Origin of the sequence: Acinetobacter sp. NIPH 2699 (genome assembly GCF_022549355.1) — a bacterium.
Classification (GTDB): Bacteria; Pseudomonadota; Gammaproteobacteria; order Pseudomonadales; family Moraxellaceae; genus Acinetobacter.
Map to the genome: position 1 here is coordinate 34,720 of NZ_JAKZGL010000009.1, position 18,121 is coordinate 52,840.

At 39.9% G+C, this 18,121-nt stretch carries 13 protein-coding genes and 4 pseudogenes; 3 read left to right on the plus strand and 14 right to left on the minus strand.

All coding sequences use genetic code 11. The features are described from left to right. Nucleotides 1-27 precede the first annotated feature (27 nt). The 7 genes and pseudogenes from rapA to MMP72_RS10265 all read right to left on the minus strand — a co-directional run. The gene (gene rapA, locus MMP72_RS10235; RefSeq protein ID WP_241316968.1) at nt 28-2,856 is read right to left on the minus strand and encodes an RNA polymerase-associated protein RapA; all 2,829 of its coding nucleotides are present in this window, start codon (nt 2,854-2,856) and stop codon (nt 28-30) included. A 188-nt stretch (nt 2,857-3,044) separates the two neighbouring features. Beyond that, nucleotides 3,045-3,689, minus strand: a complete 645-nt coding sequence (locus tag MMP72_RS10240; protein ID WP_241316970.1) for an RluA family pseudouridine synthase — start codon at nt 3,687-3,689, stop codon at nt 3,045-3,047. 142 nt (nt 3,690-3,831) lie between these two features. Further along, nucleotides 3,832-4,248 carry a heme-binding protein gene (locus MMP72_RS10245; protein ID WP_241316972.1) on the minus strand — a complete coding sequence of 139 codons (417 nt, stop codon included), beginning with the start codon at nt 4,246-4,248 and terminating at the stop codon, nt 3,832-3,834. Nucleotides 4,249-4,576: 328 nt separating this feature from the next. Beyond that, entirely contained in the window at nt 4,577-5,875 is a 1,299-nt protein-coding gene (hemL, locus tag MMP72_RS10250; RefSeq protein WP_241316974.1) for a glutamate-1-semialdehyde 2,1-aminomutase, read from the minus strand. A gap of 62 nt (nt 5,876-5,937) precedes the next feature. Then, nucleotides 5,938-6,549, minus strand: a complete 612-nt coding sequence (gene thiE, locus MMP72_RS10255) for a thiamine phosphate synthase (RefSeq protein WP_241316976.1) — start codon at nt 6,547-6,549, stop codon at nt 5,938-5,940. A gap of 298 nt (nt 6,550-6,847) precedes the next feature. Then, nucleotides 6,848-7,137, minus strand: a pseudogene (locus tag MMP72_RS10260) (DUF935 family protein); the annotation flags it as partial. Then, nucleotides 7,137-7,466, minus strand: a pseudogene (locus tag MMP72_RS10265) (DNA adenine methylase); the annotation flags it as partial. The pseudogenes MMP72_RS10260 and MMP72_RS10265, both read right to left, overlap by 1 nt. 194 nt (nt 7,467-7,660) lie before the next feature. Between MMP72_RS10265 and MMP72_RS10270 the strand changes: the two are divergent. Then, nucleotides 7,661-8,401: a DUF4145 domain-containing protein gene (locus MMP72_RS10270; protein WP_241316978.1), complete on the plus strand. Its 741-nt coding sequence runs from the start codon at nt 7,661-7,663 to the stop codon at nt 8,399-8,401. On the opposite strand, the pseudogene MMP72_RS10275 reads toward MMP72_RS10270, so the two are convergent. From MMP72_RS10275 to MMP72_RS10285, 3 genes and pseudogenes are all read right to left on the minus strand, one after another. Continuing rightward, nucleotides 8,398-8,790: pseudogene (locus MMP72_RS10275) on the minus strand (hypothetical protein); the annotation flags it as partial. The gene MMP72_RS10270 and the pseudogene MMP72_RS10275 sit on opposite strands and share 4 nt — an antisense overlap. Further along, nucleotides 8,772-8,921: pseudogene (locus MMP72_RS10280) on the minus strand (subtype I-F CRISPR-associated endonuclease Cas1); the annotation flags it as partial. The pseudogenes MMP72_RS10275 and MMP72_RS10280, both read right to left, overlap by 19 nt. Nucleotides 8,922-9,044: 123 nt before the next feature. After that, nucleotides 9,045-9,416: a DUF962 domain-containing protein gene (locus MMP72_RS10285; protein WP_241316980.1), complete on the minus strand. Its 372-nt coding sequence runs from the start codon at nt 9,414-9,416 to the stop codon at nt 9,045-9,047. Between the two features lie 266 nt (nt 9,417-9,682). On the opposite strand from MMP72_RS10285, the gene MMP72_RS10290 reads away from it, so the two are divergent. Next, complete coding sequence (locus MMP72_RS10290; RefSeq protein ID WP_241316982.1) at nt 9,683-11,131, plus strand: CYTH and CHAD domain-containing protein; 1,449 nt, start codon at nt 9,683-9,685, stop codon at nt 11,129-11,131. A 318-nt stretch (nt 11,132-11,449) separates the two neighbouring features. Here the strand turns inward: MMP72_RS10290 and MMP72_RS10295 are convergent, their stop codons facing one another. Next, on the minus strand, nt 11,450-12,082 hold the full coding sequence (locus tag MMP72_RS10295; RefSeq protein ID WP_241317099.1) for a hypothetical protein: 633 nt from the start codon (nt 12,080-12,082) through the stop codon (nt 11,450-11,452). A gap of 103 nt (nt 12,083-12,185) precedes the next feature. Between MMP72_RS10295 and MMP72_RS10300 the strand changes: the two genes are divergently transcribed. Next, nucleotides 12,186-12,569, plus strand: a complete 384-nt coding sequence (locus MMP72_RS10300) for a DUF3144 domain-containing protein (protein ID WP_241316983.1) — start codon at nt 12,186-12,188, stop codon at nt 12,567-12,569. Between the two features lie 32 nt (nt 12,570-12,601). Here the strand turns inward: MMP72_RS10300 and MMP72_RS10305 are convergent, their stop codons facing one another. From MMP72_RS10305 to icd, 3 genes are all read right to left on the minus strand, one after another. After that, nucleotides 12,602-15,376 carry a pitrilysin family protein gene (locus tag MMP72_RS10305; protein ID WP_241316984.1) on the minus strand — a complete coding sequence of 925 codons (2,775 nt, stop codon included), beginning with the start codon at nt 15,374-15,376 and terminating at the stop codon, nt 12,602-12,604. Between the two features lie 432 nt (nt 15,377-15,808). Then, nucleotides 15,809-16,627, minus strand: a complete 819-nt coding sequence (locus MMP72_RS10310; protein ID WP_241316985.1) for a PhzF family phenazine biosynthesis protein — start codon at nt 16,625-16,627, stop codon at nt 15,809-15,811. Between the two features lie 164 nt (nt 16,628-16,791). Next, on the minus strand, nt 16,792-18,048 hold the full coding sequence (icd, locus tag MMP72_RS10315) for an NADP-dependent isocitrate dehydrogenase (RefSeq protein WP_241316986.1): 1,257 nt from the start codon (nt 18,046-18,048) through the stop codon (nt 16,792-16,794). Nucleotides 18,049-18,121: the final 73 nt, after the last annotated feature.

The following is an 18,121-nucleotide window of genomic DNA, read 5'->3' on the forward strand; positions in this document are numbered from 1 at the left end:
TGTCGTCCTCTTTCTATTTTTCTTTGCTTAAGGCTTAACCACAACCAACACCTGAATCGCTTCTGGGGTCACAGAAAGACCATCCAATAAACCCAATCCCTCTTGCTGGAATTTCTGTAAACGTTCAATTTCATCTTGACGAATACTTGGGTTAAATTGTTTCAGATAGCTTAAACGCTCAATTTCATATTGCCATTTATTGCTATAATGCTCTTTTGCTTGTTGCATTAATTCAGGCAATGAGGTCTTGGCGATTTCCAATGCCTGCGCATAACGCTCTTCAATCACATCACGACGTGCTTTCACCACTTGGCGACAGCTATTACCATCTAAATGATGTAAGTAAGGACGTAAAATGCTTGGATCAATCTTGGCAGAAAGGTCCTGACCATTTTCACTGAGTAATACGCGAATCAATTGCTTTGGCAAACTTGATGGCAAGTTTAATGCTTTCGGTGCAATCACTTCGACTTTAAACCAAACTTCAAGCAATACCGAACCTTGTTTCAAGGCATTGGATTTGAGCAATGCAACGTTGGTACTACCAAAGGATTGAGTACGGATCATTTCCATCATACTTTCAATAAATGGATGTTCCAACGTCAAGTATTGCGCATCTTCACGGATTTGCGCCTGATCACGGTAGAAAGTGGCAGTCATACCCTCTTCGTCCAAAGTCAGACCTTGAACTTGCATCTGATCAGTGGGTTTGATGATCACCGTACCATTGCTTTGCTCATCAAAATCAATATTGGTCGATGACATAAAACGTTTTACAAACATTGGCAATGTCGTATTGTCATCATAATCTTCAAGCGCTTGTACAATGCCTTGCGCCACAATCGGACGACATGAATTGTATTCTAACAAACGGTCACGACCTGATTGTAATTCAGCTTCCAAAGCCTGACGCTGCACATTGACTTCTTCAAGAAGGTCTTCAAAGGTTTGACCTTGATCCGCCAGCAAACAATCTTTCAGTTCAATAATAAAGTTTTCTTGTAGTGTTTGCGCTGTCGGTGAAATCGTACTGAAAATATTCAGCGCTTCGTTATACCAACGGAACATGCGTTCTTGCGCTGTTCCAATCAAATATGGCACATGAATCTGAATACGATTTTCTTGACCAATACGGTCTAAACGTCCAATACGCTGTTCAAGCACATCTGGATTTGCTGGTAAATCAAATAAAATTAAGTCACTGGCAAACTGGAAATTCCGTCCTTCCGAACCAATCTCAGAACACAACAGAATTTGAGCGCCATAACTGTCTTCTGCAAAATATGCTGCTGCTTGGTCACGCTCTAATAAACTCATGCCTTCATGGAACATCGCGGTACGAATACCCGCATGTAAACGCAATACATTTTCGAGTGCTTCAACCACAGGTCCACTGCGTGCAATCAATAACACTTTTTTGTGTTTTAAATCTTTGCGTAGCACTTCCATCAACCATGACACACGCGGATCACTCTCCATCCATGCACCATCAAGTTGACCTTCTTCTGGCCACATTTGCTCACGCATTTTGCCGTCCATTGACCAGCCTTCAGGTGCTGGCAAAGGTGCTGGTTGGCAATCACGTCCTGGGAAACCTTGAATCGCTTCACGCGTATTACGGAATAAAATACGACCTGTACCATGACGATCTAATAATTCATGAATCGCACGCATACGCTGTTCAGGCTGATCATCAATACGATGACCCAATAAGCCTTCAAGTGCCACTAGATGTTCTTCAGTTAAGGCATCATCTGACATCAACACTTCTGCAATTTTGGCGGTGTGTTGATATTTTTCTTCTTCATCAAGGAAACGATCTAAGCTACTGAAACGTTGCGGATCAAGTAAACGTAAACGTGCAAAATGACTTTCCACACCCAGTTGTTCAGGTGTCGCGGTGAGTAATAAGACACCCGCTGTTTGTTCTGCAAGTTCTTCGACCAGATCATAACGATCATTGCCGCCCTCTTCTTCACTCCACATTAAATGGTGTGCTTCATCGACCACAAGTAAATCAAAACCTGCTTCTATCGCTTGTTCACGTAAATCTTCATGGTCAACCATGAGATCTACGCTGGCAATAATACATTGCTCAGTCAAAAATGGATTGAGATCAGGATCATGTTCTTTGATCGAAGCCGTACGGGTTAAATCAAACAATGAGAATTGCAAATTGAAACGGCGACGCATTTCAATCATCCACTGATATTGCAATGAATCTGGCACTAAAATCAGGATACGTTCTGAACGCCCTGTTTTCAGTTGTTGATGCAGAATCAAACCTGCTTCAATGGTTTTACCTAGACCTACTTCATCTGCCAACAAAACACGTGGCGCAAAACGCTTACCGACTTCATGTGCAATATAGAGTTGATGCGGGATCAGTCCCACACGCGCACCGAGAAAACCACGTAATGGACTGGTGTGCATTTGCGCTTGTAAAAGCATGGATTCAATGCGAAGGTCATACCATTCTTTGTAATCGACCTGACTGGCTAACAGACGTTCCAATGGTTTTGAAAGCTGGATTTGCGCACCGATACGAGTTTCATTCAGGGATTTACGCTCTTGCTCGCCATTTTCTAGGCTACGAATCACATCGTAACGCAATACACCGTGACGATCTTCGATTGACTCAACAATCCATTTAACGCCTTCTTGATCTTGAACTTCATCTTTTACATTGAAGATAATCCGAGATAAAGGTGCATTGTTTCTCGCATAAACACGAGTCTCATCGCTTTTAGGAAATAAAATGCTGATAGAACGTTCATCTACATCAATAAGAACACCTAAACCAAGTTCAGTTTCTGTATCTGATAACCAACGTTGACCAATAGCAAACGGCTGCAATTTATTCCACCTTTATCTCATGTTAGCCTACATATTGTATGTCTTAAACTGACGAAAGTTTAAGCTACTTTATGTAGTTTTAAGTTTGGTATTATGGTGTGATTGAACCACCTAATAACCCCAATATTTTGACATAAAGCAGGCTTAAATAGCGTGCTTTATGTCCTGTTTAATCAAAAAATTTGTTGCTAAAACGGTACTGCACAATCAAAAGTGAGTGCTGCACCTGTTTTAGGATGAGCAAAGCTCAATTGCGTTGCATGTAAACATAAACGCGCATAAAGCTGTTGCTGTTCTGAAGTGGCATATAAAGTATCGCCAAGAATAGGATGACCTAAATATTGCATGTGTACACGAAGCTGATGCGAGCGACCTGTGATTGGCGTCAGCTTGACACGTGTAACAGGTTGTCCTTGAATTTCGAAATGCTCAATCGCTTGCCATTCGGTTAATGCAGCTTTGTGATATGAGGCATCGACGATATGGAGTGGCGGACGTGTTGGATCATAAATGACAGGAATATCGACTGTTCCCTGACCTTCTAAATGTCCAGCAACGAGTGCCTGATAAATCTTTGAGGTTTGACGATCTTGGAATTGACGTGAAATGGTACTCTGACCAAATTTAGATAAACCAAATACCAAAATACCTGAAGTATCCCGATCTAAACGATGGATGAGCAAGGTTTTTGCTTCTAATTCTAATAAACGATTGATTAAACAATCTTGTAAATCAGCAGTTTTCCCCGGCACAGTGAGTAAGCCTGCTGGTTTATGGATGACCATAAAATCTTCATCACGATGAATCAAATGTTCACTTAGAAAATCATTCAAGGTAGCTTTCCAGAGACTCAATCAAAACAAGCGGGCAATCATAAAAAGCTTAGCCTAGAATTACAATGCATGACACGTATTTTTACTGATTTTTTTCGTGTTTCTCTCGATATTTCATCCAGAATCGAATTTAAATGATGATTTAGGTCTGTTGCTCTAGAAATTGTTGAATCGCATGTTGGGCAATTTCTGCATCTTGAAAAGATTGCACGCCCGAAACACCAACAGCCCCTACAACCTGCCCTTGATATACAATCGGCTCACCACCTTCTAACATGCCTTTTGCAGCATTTACTGTTAAAAAGCCGATCTTACCATCACGGATGAGATCTTCTGATGCCTTGGTGGTTCTTCGGCTGACCGCTGCAGATTGTGCTTTTTCTTGGCAAATCTCTGTCGATAATACTGATGCGCCATCCATACGTTTCATCATTAATAATGTTCCACCGTCATCGACAACTGCAATGCTGACATTAAAACTGTGCTCTGTTGCATATTGCAATGCTGCATCAACCAGAATTTCCACATCAGCGGACGTTAAATAATTTTTAGTTTTCATGTTTTACTCCATTCCTATGGGTTTCTTATAAAAAGCTTTTAGATATGATACAACTGCCATCTACAGCCTACGCTAGCCCAAAGCACAGCCTAAGACAAACGCAAATATAGTTTATTATTCAAGCATTATTTTACCTTGCGGTACAGTAAAAATTATTTATCTTTGCTCTTCGTCGCTGAGGCTTATCATACGAACAACTAGGAACTGGGTAAGATTCCGTTAGGATCATCCATTATTTTTAAACCAGTTAAGCACTCTATTCAGCTCAAGCTAAAATGCGTCCATAAAAAAAGCCCGAACAAATCGGGCTTCTGTATGCATTACAGGGTTATTTCATTTCAGCAAAGGTTTCTTTTGCAGCTTGAATGGTATCCGCAATATCTTGATCCGAATGCATAGACGAAATAAACCCTGCTTCAAATGCAGATGGTGCAAGATAAACACCACGCTTTAGCATGCCATGAAAGAATTTCTTAAAGGCCTCCACATCACATGCCAACATAGAATCAAAACTGGTAATGTCATCTTGGTCAGTAAAGTACAAACCGAACATGCCACCCACTTGCTGAGTCTTAAATGGAATACCTACCTCGTCTGCCGCAGCTTGTAAACCAGTCAACAATTTTTCTAACTGCGCAGCAAGTTTTGCATAGAAATCAGCTTCGCGTAAATGCTTGAACATGGCGATACCCGCACGCATTGCCAATGGATTGCCCGACAATGTACCTGCTTGATAAACCCCGCCTAAAGGCGCAATGCATTCCATGATTTCACGTTTACCGCCGAAAGCACCGACCGGTAAGCCTGCACCAATAATTTTACCTAAGGTGGTCAAATCAGGTTTTACGTTATAAACCGACTGAGCGCCGCCTAAAGCAACACGGAAACCAGTCATCACTTCATCAATAATAAACACAGATTTGTATTCATCACAGACATCGCGAATCGCTTGTAAGAAGCCTTCAATTGGGGTAACTAAATTCATATTACCTGCCACAGGTTCAATGATTACCCCTGCGATCTCATGACCAAACTTAGCAAAGCATTCTTTCAAGGCTTCAATATTGTTATACGGTAAAGTTAAGGTGTGTTTAGCAAAATCGGCTGGCACACCTTTCGATGTTGGTTCGCCTTCACCTAAAGTCAGTAAACCAGAACCTGCTTTCACTAATAATGAATCTGAATGACCATGATAGCAGCCTTCAAATTTCACGATTTTGTCACGACCTGTATAACCACGCGCCAAACGAATCGCGGTCATGGTTGCTTCTGTACCTGAACTGGTCATACGGACCATTTCAATTGAAGGCATGATGTCACAAATCGTGTCTGCTAAAGTGGTTTCGTGGACCGTTGGGGCACCAAAACTCAGACCATCTTCAGCCGCAGTTTGGACTGCTTGGATAATATCAGGATGCGCATGGCCTAAAATCATCGGTCCCCATGAACCAACATAATCGACATAACGCTTGCCATCTACATCCCATAAGTACGCGCCTTTTGCCTTTTCAATAAAGACAGGCGTACCACCAACACCGTTAAATGCACGTACAGGCGAATTTACACCGCCCGGAATATGTTTATTTGCTTGTTTAAATAACTGTTCTTGCTTTGGAGATAAACTCATAAAAGACTCAACCTAAATCGAAAATGAGGAACGACTGCTGTTCCACAAGGCGAATGAAAAAATTATGCAAATAACTTTGCCCATGCGTCTACACGAGCAGGAATTTCGGCTGTTGATCGTCCTAATATATCACTAATCACCGCACAAAGGCTCGCCCCAGCATCAATCACCGCTTGAGAATTTTCCACGGTTAGACCACCAATTGCACAAATGGGCACATGATATTTTTGTTTAGCTTGTTGAATAACCTCTATGCCAACATTTCCTGCTTCAGGCTTGGTTGCCGTTGCATATACGGCACCAAAAGCAACATAGCTTGCCCCATCGGCGATTGCTTTGTCAGCCAGCTCTAATGAGTTGAGACAAGTACGCCCAATAATGACATCTTGCGCTAAACGTTGAGTCGCTTCGGTAATTTCACCATCTGACTGTCCAAGATGAACTCCTAAACCAAATTTTTCCGCCATTGCCAAATCATCATTAATCACAAATGGAACTTGGTATTTTTCACAAAGGCTTTTGATTTGTTCGACTTCGGTTGGTTGATCTAATTTCGCTACTTTTTTACGGCGATATTGCAAAATGGCAATATGCCCTGTCCCCAATGCTGCATTTAATTTTTCTAGTAATAAGTGGAGAGGATCATCATTGGTAATGAGATAAACACCGCGCATTAGAATTTCACTATAAGTAAGTTCACATCAGATTATATTTTCTATTCGGAAATTTAAAGAGAGGTTGTGTGTTAGTGATCAAAATTAAGCTGCCTACATGGTTGTGAACTCCTCGATTCCCCTTTGACCTACCTTTTTCTAAATGACGTGTGCCGTCATGAACCACTTGAGTCATTGCTTCAGCTTGAATAAATTCGATTGATATTTTGCATGCATTGATTTCATCAGCGATATGGGAAATATTTTAATTCACAACGTTGACACTCATCACTCCGTGAACTGGATGAATCAATTCGCCTGCACCACTTAGATATTTACCGATCTTACTTGACAGACCATAAGTCTCAAGGAATTCCATTACATCGCGGATACCGTAGTTCTTAAATAGAAAAGACCAACTCAAAACACGATGAAGACCAGCGTGTGCGATGTAGCCTGACTTCGCTTTATGCCAATGGATAAACCAGCCAAAATCCAACATTCTGCGCCTTCATGCGTTCCATCATTGAGACGTAGCTCATTCGGTTGATCATAAGGAGTCATAAAGTTTCGCGGATTAATATGCTCAAAACTCTTGGGCAACCATAATAGTAGAATCGTGCTGCCCGTTGTATATCAGTCATAAGATCGGTACTTGCAGCTTTTAACTACTCAAATATTTGGCGACTGATAATTGCCCATTTAAACTGACGGATGAACTCTTCAAGATGATGCAGTACAACTCGATATAGATTCACCAGCTCACCATTCACATCATTAATAATTTCAACTTTTGACGGCCCTTCTCTCATAAAACAAAGTGCTGAACCACCTGCAAACAATTCGACATAACACTGGTGTTCAGGCATTTGTTGAATCAGTTGCGACACGAGACGTCGTTTACCACCCATCCAAGGTGCAATTGGCTTGGTTTTCATGTTTTCACCTACTGTAAAAGCTTTTCATTTTTGATAGCCTGCTATAACTGTGTGTACAGTAGCGAAGCTAAGCCTGCGGTAATCACTTACCAAAGGGCGGTATCTTGTAGGGCAAGAGATCGTCACCTAATTTTTATTATTCAAAAATTACAGCTTTATAATTAGACGGAAACTCTTCCAATTAGGTAAAAGACATGAGCAATACATTAGTTTTAAATTGTCCTATTTGTAACTCAAATCAAATTACTTTTGATGTTCAAGGATATAACCTGATTAAAAGTATCAATACATGGGAGTTATTTTGTGCCTGCAGAGCGTGTAAAGAATCTAGTTGTGTTCTGGCTGAACCTCGTACAGATATCAGTGTTTTAATCAAAGAGACTAATATTGCACTCAAAAGTTCACAGCCATTCCCATCAAATCAGGATCAATTTTTCTCTTATATACTCAAGAATATCAATAATGATTTAGGTATTTGTTTTACGAAATTCACTTTAAAAACATCTATTCCAAATCCAATATTTCCTCCTGAATATTTACCTGATGAATTAAATAAAATATTTAATGAAGCAACAAAGTGTTTAGCAATTGGTTGTTATAACGCTGCTGGAGCGATGTTTAGATTATGTTTAGACATGACAACAAAACATATATTGAAGAAAAATAACAACTTAGAACCTAAGAGTAACGATAATAAAACTATCCATAATAGATTAACTTGGATTTTCAAAAATAAAATTATTGCAGATGATCTTGAAGAACTATCACGGTGTATAAAAGATGATGGTAATGATGCAGCTCATGATGGAACTATAGGAGAAACTGAGGCCAATGATCTGTTAGATTTTACTTATGAATTATTAGAGCGAGTATATACTCAACCAGAAAGAGTAAATTTAGCAAAAATCAGAAGATCAGAGAGACGTTCTTGTTAAAAACATCCAACATCACTAAACCAATCATAATCATCAGGGTTACTTTCCATCTCTTCACGAGATGGAAGTCCCATAAATTCGATTAGGCTAACCAAATGCAAACTCGCATACCATCCCAAAATCATTGCGACTGCACCATCACCATGACGATATAACTCAGGGTCTTTAATATCCTTGGCACGTGCTTTTGATACCATGTAAATGCCGTCTACTTCTTCAATTGCAGAAGAATCATTTTTCAAATCAGCATCGATTGGTAAATCAATCATATCTTCTTCAAATGTCGTCACAAGCTTCGGCGTCCATAACCCATACCAAGCACGACTCAATTTGATCTCATGCACCATGTGCTCGCCATATCTCTCAGCCGTATATTCCAATATTGATTTTCATTTTTAGCTTCGGTGAGATATAAAACGCGACCATCTTTTTGCATCACACGACAATGCTCAAGATAATAAAGATTGGCACGCTTCGAATGGAGTATTGCTTTTAAATCTGAAGGGTTGAGTTGTTCCATTCTTATAATTTCTCTTATTTTTTATGATAATACTTGAACGTTTGATAATAAAAAAGCTGCCGAAGCAGCTTAGCGACGTATTATGTCGTTTTAACTCTGATTATTTTTTAGCGATGATTCAACTTAAGAATCTATCTTATCAAATTGACGATCAACCAAACTCAAACGTCCACGAGCAACATCGGACAACATCCGCCAATCCGAAATAAAGCTAAAAAGCGGCTGTTTAAAACTTGCAGGTTTATTATGTTCAAAAAAGAAATGCCCAACCCATGCACAGGCATAACCCGAAACCAAACCGTATAATGCATATTTCGCCTGACGTTTACGGATCGCTTTACTAAAGAAATATATACCAATCGAACTTCCAACGACATGTAAACGGCGGCTGGCAATACTGCGATGCTCTGTTAAATAGAAACGATAAAATTCATCATAGTTTTTAATGGGTAATGAAAATTCCACTGGCTTGGTTAACTTTGCTGGCGCATTCATTTTTTGATCATCCTAATCGTGTATATCTCTCCACACGGTACTGTATTTTTTGTACAAAATAAAGTCATGTAAGATAATACGGCCCACTGAATAACGTTCAGCAAAGAAAAAACCTTTCGCAGCATAGGCTCAACTCGCGCTCAGACAAAGCACTGCATCCTTGCTTGCGCTGCACATTCAAACAATATTTGGATGTTTGCTCATCTTCACTCAGGTTATACTCATTTTTGAATTCTTCATTCTAAAGGGTCGGGAGTCACGACATCATGGAAATAGAGCTTAAATTTCAGCTTCCTGTATCTAAGAAAAAAAGTGTTTTACAGGCTTTAAATAAACAAAATGCACAAAAAATTCGATTACAAGCAAAATACTATGATACCGCTGATCGTCTACTGGCAAAAAATCATGTTGCGATTCGTCTCCGTCAGGAAGGCGAACATTGGGTTCAAACTTTTAAGGCTGCCAGTAAAAATCATTTACAACGAATCGAAGAAGATATTCATTTGGGTCAATGCGAGCAAGAACCTGAGCTAGATTTATCACTGTATCAACACAACCAAACGGTTCAAGATATTCTGCGTGACATTCTGGGCGATGATGCTCGAGATTTGTTTTTACAGTTCCAAACCGATGTTGAACGCACATTTCATCTATTTGAATTTCAAGGTTCACAAATCGAAGTCTGCTTAGATGATGGTGAAATTCGGACACCAGATCGCCAAGCCAAGATCTGTGAAGTTGAATTTGAGTTGAAACAAGGCTCTGCTAGAGACCTCATTATTTTTTCTAATCATCTGGTCGAAAAATATCAATTATGGCTTGATGTACGCAGTAAAGCTGAGCGAGGCAATTTACTGGCAATGGGTAAAAAAGTCTCCCCTGCAACCAAAGCCAAAACATTACAACTCAAGCCAGCATTTTCAGCGGAACAAGCGATTAAACTAATCATAGAAAATAGCTTAAATCAAATTTTGCCTAATGCAGCGGCAATTGCAGATGGTGTTGCGGAAGCCGATCATATTCACCAAGCACGTGTAGGTTTACGTCGTTTACGTTCTGCGTTAAAACATTTTTCTCATTGGTCAGCACAGATTGATCCTACTTGGGAAAGTGAATTGGCTGAAATTTTCCGTGCTTTAGGGCAATCCCGTGATAATGATGCCATTCAAGATTCAGTGATTCCACTGATTAAAGAGGTTTGTGATTTTGATTTTCCATTCAACTCTCAAACGACAACAAATGTCACTAAACTTATGGGTAACACCAAAACCACTCAACTGTTTTTATCACTTTTAAGCTTTACATATAGTGAAAATGAATCAAAAACCAAGTTAAAGAAACAAGTGACAAAAAGTTTAACTAAGCTCTATCAAAAGATTTTAAAGGATGCCGCTCAATTTTCTGATCTACCTGTTGAACAACAACATCGCACTCGGAAGCGTGTTAAACAATTACGTTACTGCATTGACTTCATTTCAGGGCTTTATCCTGAAAAAGAGCTTCGACAGTTTTTGAGTAAGCTACAACCCATTCAGGAATATTTAGGTTTTTATAATGACTTATTTGTGGCCGAACAGATTTTCCAGCAACAAGCGGCTAAACAATCACAGTTTTTATTTGCACTCGGTTGGGTGAAAGCTCAGCAGCCGCACGTTTTGAAAAAAGCAGATAAAAAGCTACAGAGCTTGTCTGCTAAAGATATTTTTTGGGAATAAATGTTTTTTAAATGATTATCATAACGGAGTCTTGCTGAGTCCTCATCCAATCTCAGGGTATGCCTTCGGCGACCTACTTTTCTTTTGGGAAAAGTAGGCAAAACCATTTGTCATCCACAAAACCTGAGGTGCGAATAGCAAAGATTAATAATCTTTGTCGCACCGCAAGGCGAAAACTATGCTTGAGTATAGACTACGCACTTCGCTTGTCTTGCACTACGCCAAAGCTTTAGTCGCTTTGACTTGCTCAGGTTGTGGATGACGTTCCCGAGTAGCGTATTTTCAAACAAGATTTTATTAGGGACTATAGTAGATCACTCAACGATACTTTCCGAAAATCTTCCAAACACCATTATCTGCAATCGGATCACTATAACTATCATTACGCTGTTTACGTGGTTTATCCCGTGCATCCACCAATTTAAAATGCGGTTCTACACTTAAAATCATACCATTCATATAAAAACGGGTTCGCGTGTATTCACTTTGCCCATGTTGAAACACATAAGTCCGCAGGTCAATAAATTCACGGTGTGCCACTAAAGCAGCGGTATCATCACTTGCTAACCATTCCTGCATCGCAAAAATCTGGTCAGTATCAAATTGTCCACACTTCTCAACTAATGCCGCCACACCTCTAAACGTTTTTGATTCTTTAGCACGAGTTTTATTAATTCGGATACGATCTACATGAAAGAAAAACAAAGGTAAATTCAAATGACTGGGTAAATGAATCGCATCAACAATTGTATCATCCATAAAAGGCTGGCAAAGCTGTTGTGCTCGTTCAATCAACGGTTGCCATTGCCGATAGTACTCATCGACCTCTTCTTTTAAAGCATAGTAAATCGGTAGCCCCTCCACCTGTTGTAAAAATTGCGGTGGATGGATATGTTGACGAAGTAAAGCAATATCTGTTTTTAAGCTTTGGATGGCGATTGCATCTTGCATCATGATTATTCTAATTGCTTAGGCTATTTTAGATTAAGGCAAAGGTTTAGTTTATGCAAGGCTTTGTCTATAATGTGAAATCTTGTTTTTGTTGGAAAAGACCATGTCTCAAAAAATTAATGCAACTGATGTTACTGATGAAGAAGCTTTAAATGCAGTTTTTTTTGAGCGCGCAGACGAATTCATCAAACAAGCCAATGATTTTTGCCGTCCACAAAAAGGCCAGCAACCAAAACCTGAAGAATTACGTGCCCAAGTCAGTGCGGCCATGTTATTTGGCACGGCCCGTTTTAATACTTGGGTCGCAGCCAATAACTTTAAAGATGGCAATGAAATGCGTGATGCCAAAGAACAAGTGATGTCTTATCTACTCCAACAATTTCAAATGATGTTAGAAGATAATTTTGATGAGTATTGCGAGCAGTTTGAAAACTATCTACGTTTCCGTAAAAACGAAGATTTCCATACACATAAGCACGATCATTAAAAAAACGAAGCCACCTGTTCGGTGGCTTCGTTTTATAGGTTATTTTGTCGGTTGTGCTTGCCATATTGGTCTGCCATAACCTCTACAAACTGATCTAATTTGATATATTTCTTAATCACCGCATCGACGTCGGCTTTAGTCAATGTCGCAAATTCTTGATCTCGAACAGCTCGGTCCAATAACGTTTTGTTGCGTTCCAATTGTCCAGTCAACATCCCATGAATGCGGCGTTCATCTTCTAATGCAGTCACCCGTTTTTTCATGATATCGGCTTTAGCTGCCTCTAACTCTTGCTCGGTTATCCCTTGTTCGAGTAATTCATTTAAGACTTTATGCACCGATTGCGACACTTGATTTGAACGACCTGCCGTGTAATTTGCTGTAATGCTTAAAGTACCATCTTCAACGTCTGGATCCAAACTCAAACCGCTACCAAAGCCATATACCAATGCATTTTTCTCACGTAACTCTTGCGCTAAACGTGATGAAAGCTGAGAATTTCCTAAAATATGGCTCAGTACAATTAAAGCAGGCGCATCTTTATGGTATGAACCCACAGGAAGTGCCAAGATACTTTGATAGCTACCAAACTCACGTTGCTCTGATAAAGCATGGATTTTCTGTGCTTTATATTCTGTATATTGACCTGTGACTTTCTTAAACGGCTGCTTTGCTTTCCAAGAACCAAAAGCTTTCTTTAACGTCTTCTGCATTTTCTTCGGATCAAAATCACCAGTGACCGCGATCTGGGCATGATTGGTCACAAAGAACTGATCATAGAATTGCTTCACCTGTGCTTGTGTCGCTTCATTTAACTGCTTTTTCGCAAAGTCAGGTTCAAAATGATAACGTAAATCGCCTGGTTGATAGATTTCCAAAATCTTAGATAAAGTCATGGATGCAACCACAGCAGGTTCCGTATATGGTCGATCAAGCACGGATAAACTTTGATTTTTTGCTAAATCAAACTCAGACTGAGCAAATTTCGGTTGTTTCACCACATCCAGAATAAAGCTTAAAAAATCCTCAAACTGATCTTTTTTTGCCTGAACAGCAATGGTTAAACCATTGCCATTTGAACTGATGGATGCACCACCACTTGCTGCAATGGCTTTATCCGTAATTTCTTGCAACGTGTGTTTCTCTGAACCGCGTAACATCAAATAACTGGTTAAATCCAATGTCGTCGATTTACCAAATAGTGATTTTTCATCACCAAAATCCAAGCTAATCGTGGCATAGGTTTTATCATCACGTGTTGCCGTTGGGAACAATGCATAACGAATCCCATTTCTCAATTTCCCACGTTGAATTTTTTGCTCATTTTTCTGTAATTGCTGCGCGGACTGCGCGACAAATTGCTCTACTTCTTGTTGATAGACCTTTACATCTTTTAGAGGCTCAGCCGCTTCACCACTTTGATCCAGCGTCTTTGGCTGATCTTCAGCTTTGAGCGTCATGGCCTTTTTCTGATCTTCAGGTGTCGGTAAAATATCGCCTGAAATACGATGCGATGAAACTAAAAAGTCTTTCAGGGTTTGATTCACATCTTTCAGCTTCAAGTCTTGAACGGCTTGTAGGTCCTTAAAATATTGCCCCCATTGACCATGAGATGAAACCGCATAATCACTGAGACGTGAACCTAAAGCAACAGCATCATTAGCAATGGTATCCGCTGAATTTTGAGAGATATTTTTGATTCGCTGTAATTCAGCCTCAGTGAATGGCTGACTATTTTCAACACCCTGTTTTAATGCATTATCCACTTTTTCCGCATCATGATTTGGCGCATAAATTGCGCCCATGAATACGACATTAAAGTCTTGATCTAACCATGTGGTCGATTGCACTGCTGTACTCATGCCTGTTTCAACCATACTCTTATATAAACTGCCACTCGGTTGCATGGTATATAAGGCAGGTGCAAGGGCTAAAGTCGGTTGTAACTGTTTATTTTTCCCATTCATATAAATATGAAACTTCGCAAGATCACTGCCCTTTTGTACCGTAAACTGACGCTGAGTAATTTTGCTTGAATCTAACACAGGTACATTTACAGGTGCTGGCACAGCTCGAGCTGGAATAGGACTAAAATATTGGTCAACTTTACTTAAAACTTCCGTTTTATCAAATTTACCTGAAATCACCATGACTGCATTATTCGGTGCATACCATGTACGATAAAATTGATTTAACTCATTCATGCTAATCGATTTTAATTCGGGTAAATCACCAATCGGCAAACGACCTAAATATTGATTACCATAAGCTGCTTTTAACATCTGATCCATTAAAACAGCAAATGGCTGATCCATCCGAATCTCACGTTCACGTTTTACGATTTCAATTTCAGATGGAACAAACTTTTCTTGTAGTACGAGTTTATCCATACGCTCAGATTCGAGGTACAGAATTTCATTCAGTGCATTTTTTTCTGGACGGACAATATTAATATATTTAGTGGCGTAATAATCGGTACTGGCATTGGTCATCAAAGTGAATTGATCTAAACGGCGTTGAAACTCATCGCCTTTTACATTCTGGGTGCCTTTAAATGCCAAATGTTCAAGTAGATGTGCAAGCCCACCTTTCCCTTTCGGGTCATTCAGTGAACCTGTTAAATAAACGGTATTAACATACACTTTGCTTTCTTTATCATTAGGCGCAAGAATAACTCTGAAACCATTCTCTAATTTATATTCTTCAATATTTTTTTCAGTTTTTACCAGTACTGTCTGAGACCAAGACGTCGCACTCAACCCGATTAAACAAAGCGAGAGAGTAAGCTGCTTAAACCGCATTAACATAGATTATCCAAGTGTTTTTGGTGATTTAAATAAAAAATATAGGGTCTGCTGACATTTCACAGATGCTTGCGACAGAGGTCATTTTTTAGACGATACAAGGCGTGGCTTGTGCAACTTAGACACCCTAAGTAATCAAGACATAACGCAGTAACGGCAAAAAATGTCCCTGTCCCATAGGGTTATGGCTAAAACTGCCACAAACCTCGTTATGAAACTTGACAAGGGGACCGCCATTGCCTGCGTTTCATGCCTTGTTTGCTTTACGGAGCTTTAATCGCTCCTCATTTAGCCTATAACGCAAGACATGGCTGAAATGTCAGCAGACCCTCAGCTATAGTAGAGAACGATTCGCATTTTTAATAGTGATGTTTTGAAAAAAGCTGTGTATTTAAACAGCTTTTTTCTTTGTTTTTATAGAGTTTTAGTTAAAACTTAAAGTGTAAGTTCAGCCTGCATATATAATTTCGCATAACCTGAAATTTCAATCCGATCCTCAGATTCAATCACACAATCCAAAATTCCGCCACGTGCAGATGCTTGATAAGCAACAAGGTGTTTTTGATTCAGTTTCTCAGCCCAAAGCGGCACAATTCCAGTATGAATTGAACCTGTGACAGGATCCTCACCGATTCCCACGGCTGGGGCAAAATAACGAGACACACAATCAAATTGCCCCTCGCCTCTAGCCGTAATCGCGACATCGGGTTGTGATGCAGTAATCGCAGTACGAACCTGACCCAATTGTTTTAGTTTTTCCAGATCAGGCTGCTCATCCAACACATCTTGTACGCTCTCGTACTCTACAATAAACGCTTGAGTATTTCGGTAAACCGCCTTAAATGGTTTAGTCAAACCATCACGTAACTCTTGTGGATATTCAGAAACTAACTCTGCTTTACGAATCGGAAAATTCATTTTAATTTTGCCATCATCGTCTTGACTGACCACAAAAATACCGAGCTTACGCACATGAAATTGAATGATTTTGGCAGAGGTAAAATCTTTGAATAAAACAAAAGCGCTGGCTAAAGTGGCGTGACCACAAAAATCCACTTCATCTATGGGTGCAAACCAACGAATTTCAAAATTGCTCTCATCTATTTGTTTGACAAAAGCAGTCTCTGATAAATTGTTTTCCATGGCGATATTTTGCATCAAATGATCATCTAACCACGTATCTGTCACGATCACTGCCGCAGGATTACCTTTAAATAATGCTTGGGTAAAAGCATCGACTTGATACATTTTCATGCTACAGAACTCTCAATATTTTTCAGTTAGTTTGAACCGATGATCGATAAATCATAGATACAGATTTTTTTAAATTTACGATACAAAATATGTTTTGCATCGCTCACTTTTCAAAACATAAAAAAGAGCGGTCATTGCCGCTCTTCTCAGACCATTAAAATAGGTTATTCGCCCATATGCGCGATAATGGCTTGACCAAACTCAGAACAACGTAGCAAGGTTGCATTCGGCATTAAACGTTCAAAGTCATAGGTTACGGTTTTGGCTTCAATTGCCCCAGAAACACCTTTAATGATCAAATCCGCAGCTTCGGTCCAACCCATGTCGCGTAGCATCATTTCAGCAGAAAGAATGATCGAGCCAGGATTGACTTTATCCTGACCTGCATACTTCGGTGCTGTTCCATGTGTCGCTTCATAAACTGCAATTGCACCACCAATATTGGCACCCGGTGCAATACCAATACCACCAACTTCGGCAGCAAGCGCATCAGAAATATAGTCACCGTTTAAGTTCAGTGTGGCAATCACAGAGTAATCCGCTGGGCGCATTAAGATTTGCTGTAAGAATGCATCCGCAATCACATCTTTAATAATGATGTCTTTACCTGTTTTAGGATTTTTGATTTTAACCCAAGGGCCACCATCAATGAGTTCTCCACCAAAACGCTCCATCGCAAGCTCATAGCCCCACTCTTTGAACGCACCTTCGGTGTACTTCATAATGTTGCCTTTGTGCACCAAGGTCACCGAAGGTTTATCATTATCAATGGCGAACTGAATGGCTTTACGGACTAAACGCTGTGTCCCCTCTTTAGAGACTGGCTTGATCCCAATACCACAACCTTCAGAGAAACGGATTTTGGTGACACCCATTTCTTCTTTTAAAAATTTAATCACCTTCTTGGCTTCTGGTGAGTCAGCTTTCCATTCAATCCCAGCATAGATATCTTCCGAGTTTTCACGGAAAATCACCATGTCAGTGAGTTCAGGATGTTGAACTGGTGACGGTACGCCTTCAAACCAACGGACGGGTCGTACACATACGTACAAATCTAATTCTTGGCGTAAAGCCACGTTCAATGAACGAATACCACCACCCACAGGGGTGGTTAAAGGGCCTTTAATTGATATAATGAATTCACGTAAAGCATCAAAAGTTTCTTCTGGCATATATGTGCCGTAAATTTTGTCTGCTTTTTCACCGCAGTAGACTTCCATCCATTCAACCGAACGTTTACCGCAGTAAGCTTTTTGAATCGCAGCATCTACTACTGCTTGCATTGCTGGTGTAATATCCACACCAATACCATCGCCTTCAATAAAAGGAATGATTGGATGATTTGGAACATTCAGTGACAGGTCGGCATTCACTGTGATTTTGTCACCATCGGCAGGAACCACGATCTTCTGATAACCCATTGTATAGGTTCTCCCTCATGTTGCTGGCGAGTAAATATATGCCTTCTCTGGCATACTTTAATTTTTTATTTGC

What these genes read in the sequence shown, in the direction of transcription:
- MMP72_RS10245 (WP_241316972.1), bottom strand. Translation starts at nt 4,248, where the DNA reads ATGAAAACTAAAAATTATTTAACGTCCGCTGATGTGGAAATTCTGGTT.
- hemL (WP_241316974.1), bottom strand. Translation starts at nt 5,875, where the DNA reads ATGAGTTTATCTCCAAAGCAAGAACAGTTATTTAAACAAGCAAATAAA.
- thiE (WP_241316976.1), bottom strand. Translation starts at nt 6,549, where the DNA reads ATGCGCGGTGTTTATCTCATTACCAATGATGATCCTCTCCACTTATTA.
- MMP72_RS10270 (WP_241316978.1), top strand. Translation starts at nt 7,661, where the DNA reads ATGAGCAATACATTAGTTTTAAATTGTCCTATTTGTAACTCAAATCAA.
- MMP72_RS10285 (WP_241316980.1), bottom strand. Translation starts at nt 9,416, where the DNA reads ATGAATGCGCCAGCAAAGTTAACCAAGCCAGTGGAATTTTCATTACCC.
- MMP72_RS10290 (WP_241316982.1), top strand. Translation starts at nt 9,683, where the DNA reads ATGGAAATAGAGCTTAAATTTCAGCTTCCTGTATCTAAGAAAAAAAGT.
- MMP72_RS10295 (WP_241317099.1), bottom strand. Translation starts at nt 12,082, where the DNA reads ATGCAAGATGCAATCGCCATCCAAAGCTTAAAAACAGATATTGCTTTA.
- MMP72_RS10300 (WP_241316983.1), top strand. Translation starts at nt 12,186, where the DNA reads ATGTCTCAAAAAATTAATGCAACTGATGTTACTGATGAAGAAGCTTTA.
- MMP72_RS10305 (WP_241316984.1), bottom strand. Translation starts at nt 15,376, where the DNA reads ATGTTAATGCGGTTTAAGCAGCTTACTCTCTCGCTTTGTTTAATCGGG.
- MMP72_RS10310 (WP_241316985.1), bottom strand. Translation starts at nt 16,627, where the DNA reads ATGAAAATGTATCAAGTCGATGCTTTTACCCAAGCATTATTTAAAGGT.
- icd (WP_241316986.1), bottom strand. Translation starts at nt 18,048, where the DNA reads ATGGGTTATCAGAAGATCGTGGTTCCTGCCGATGGTGACAAAATCACA.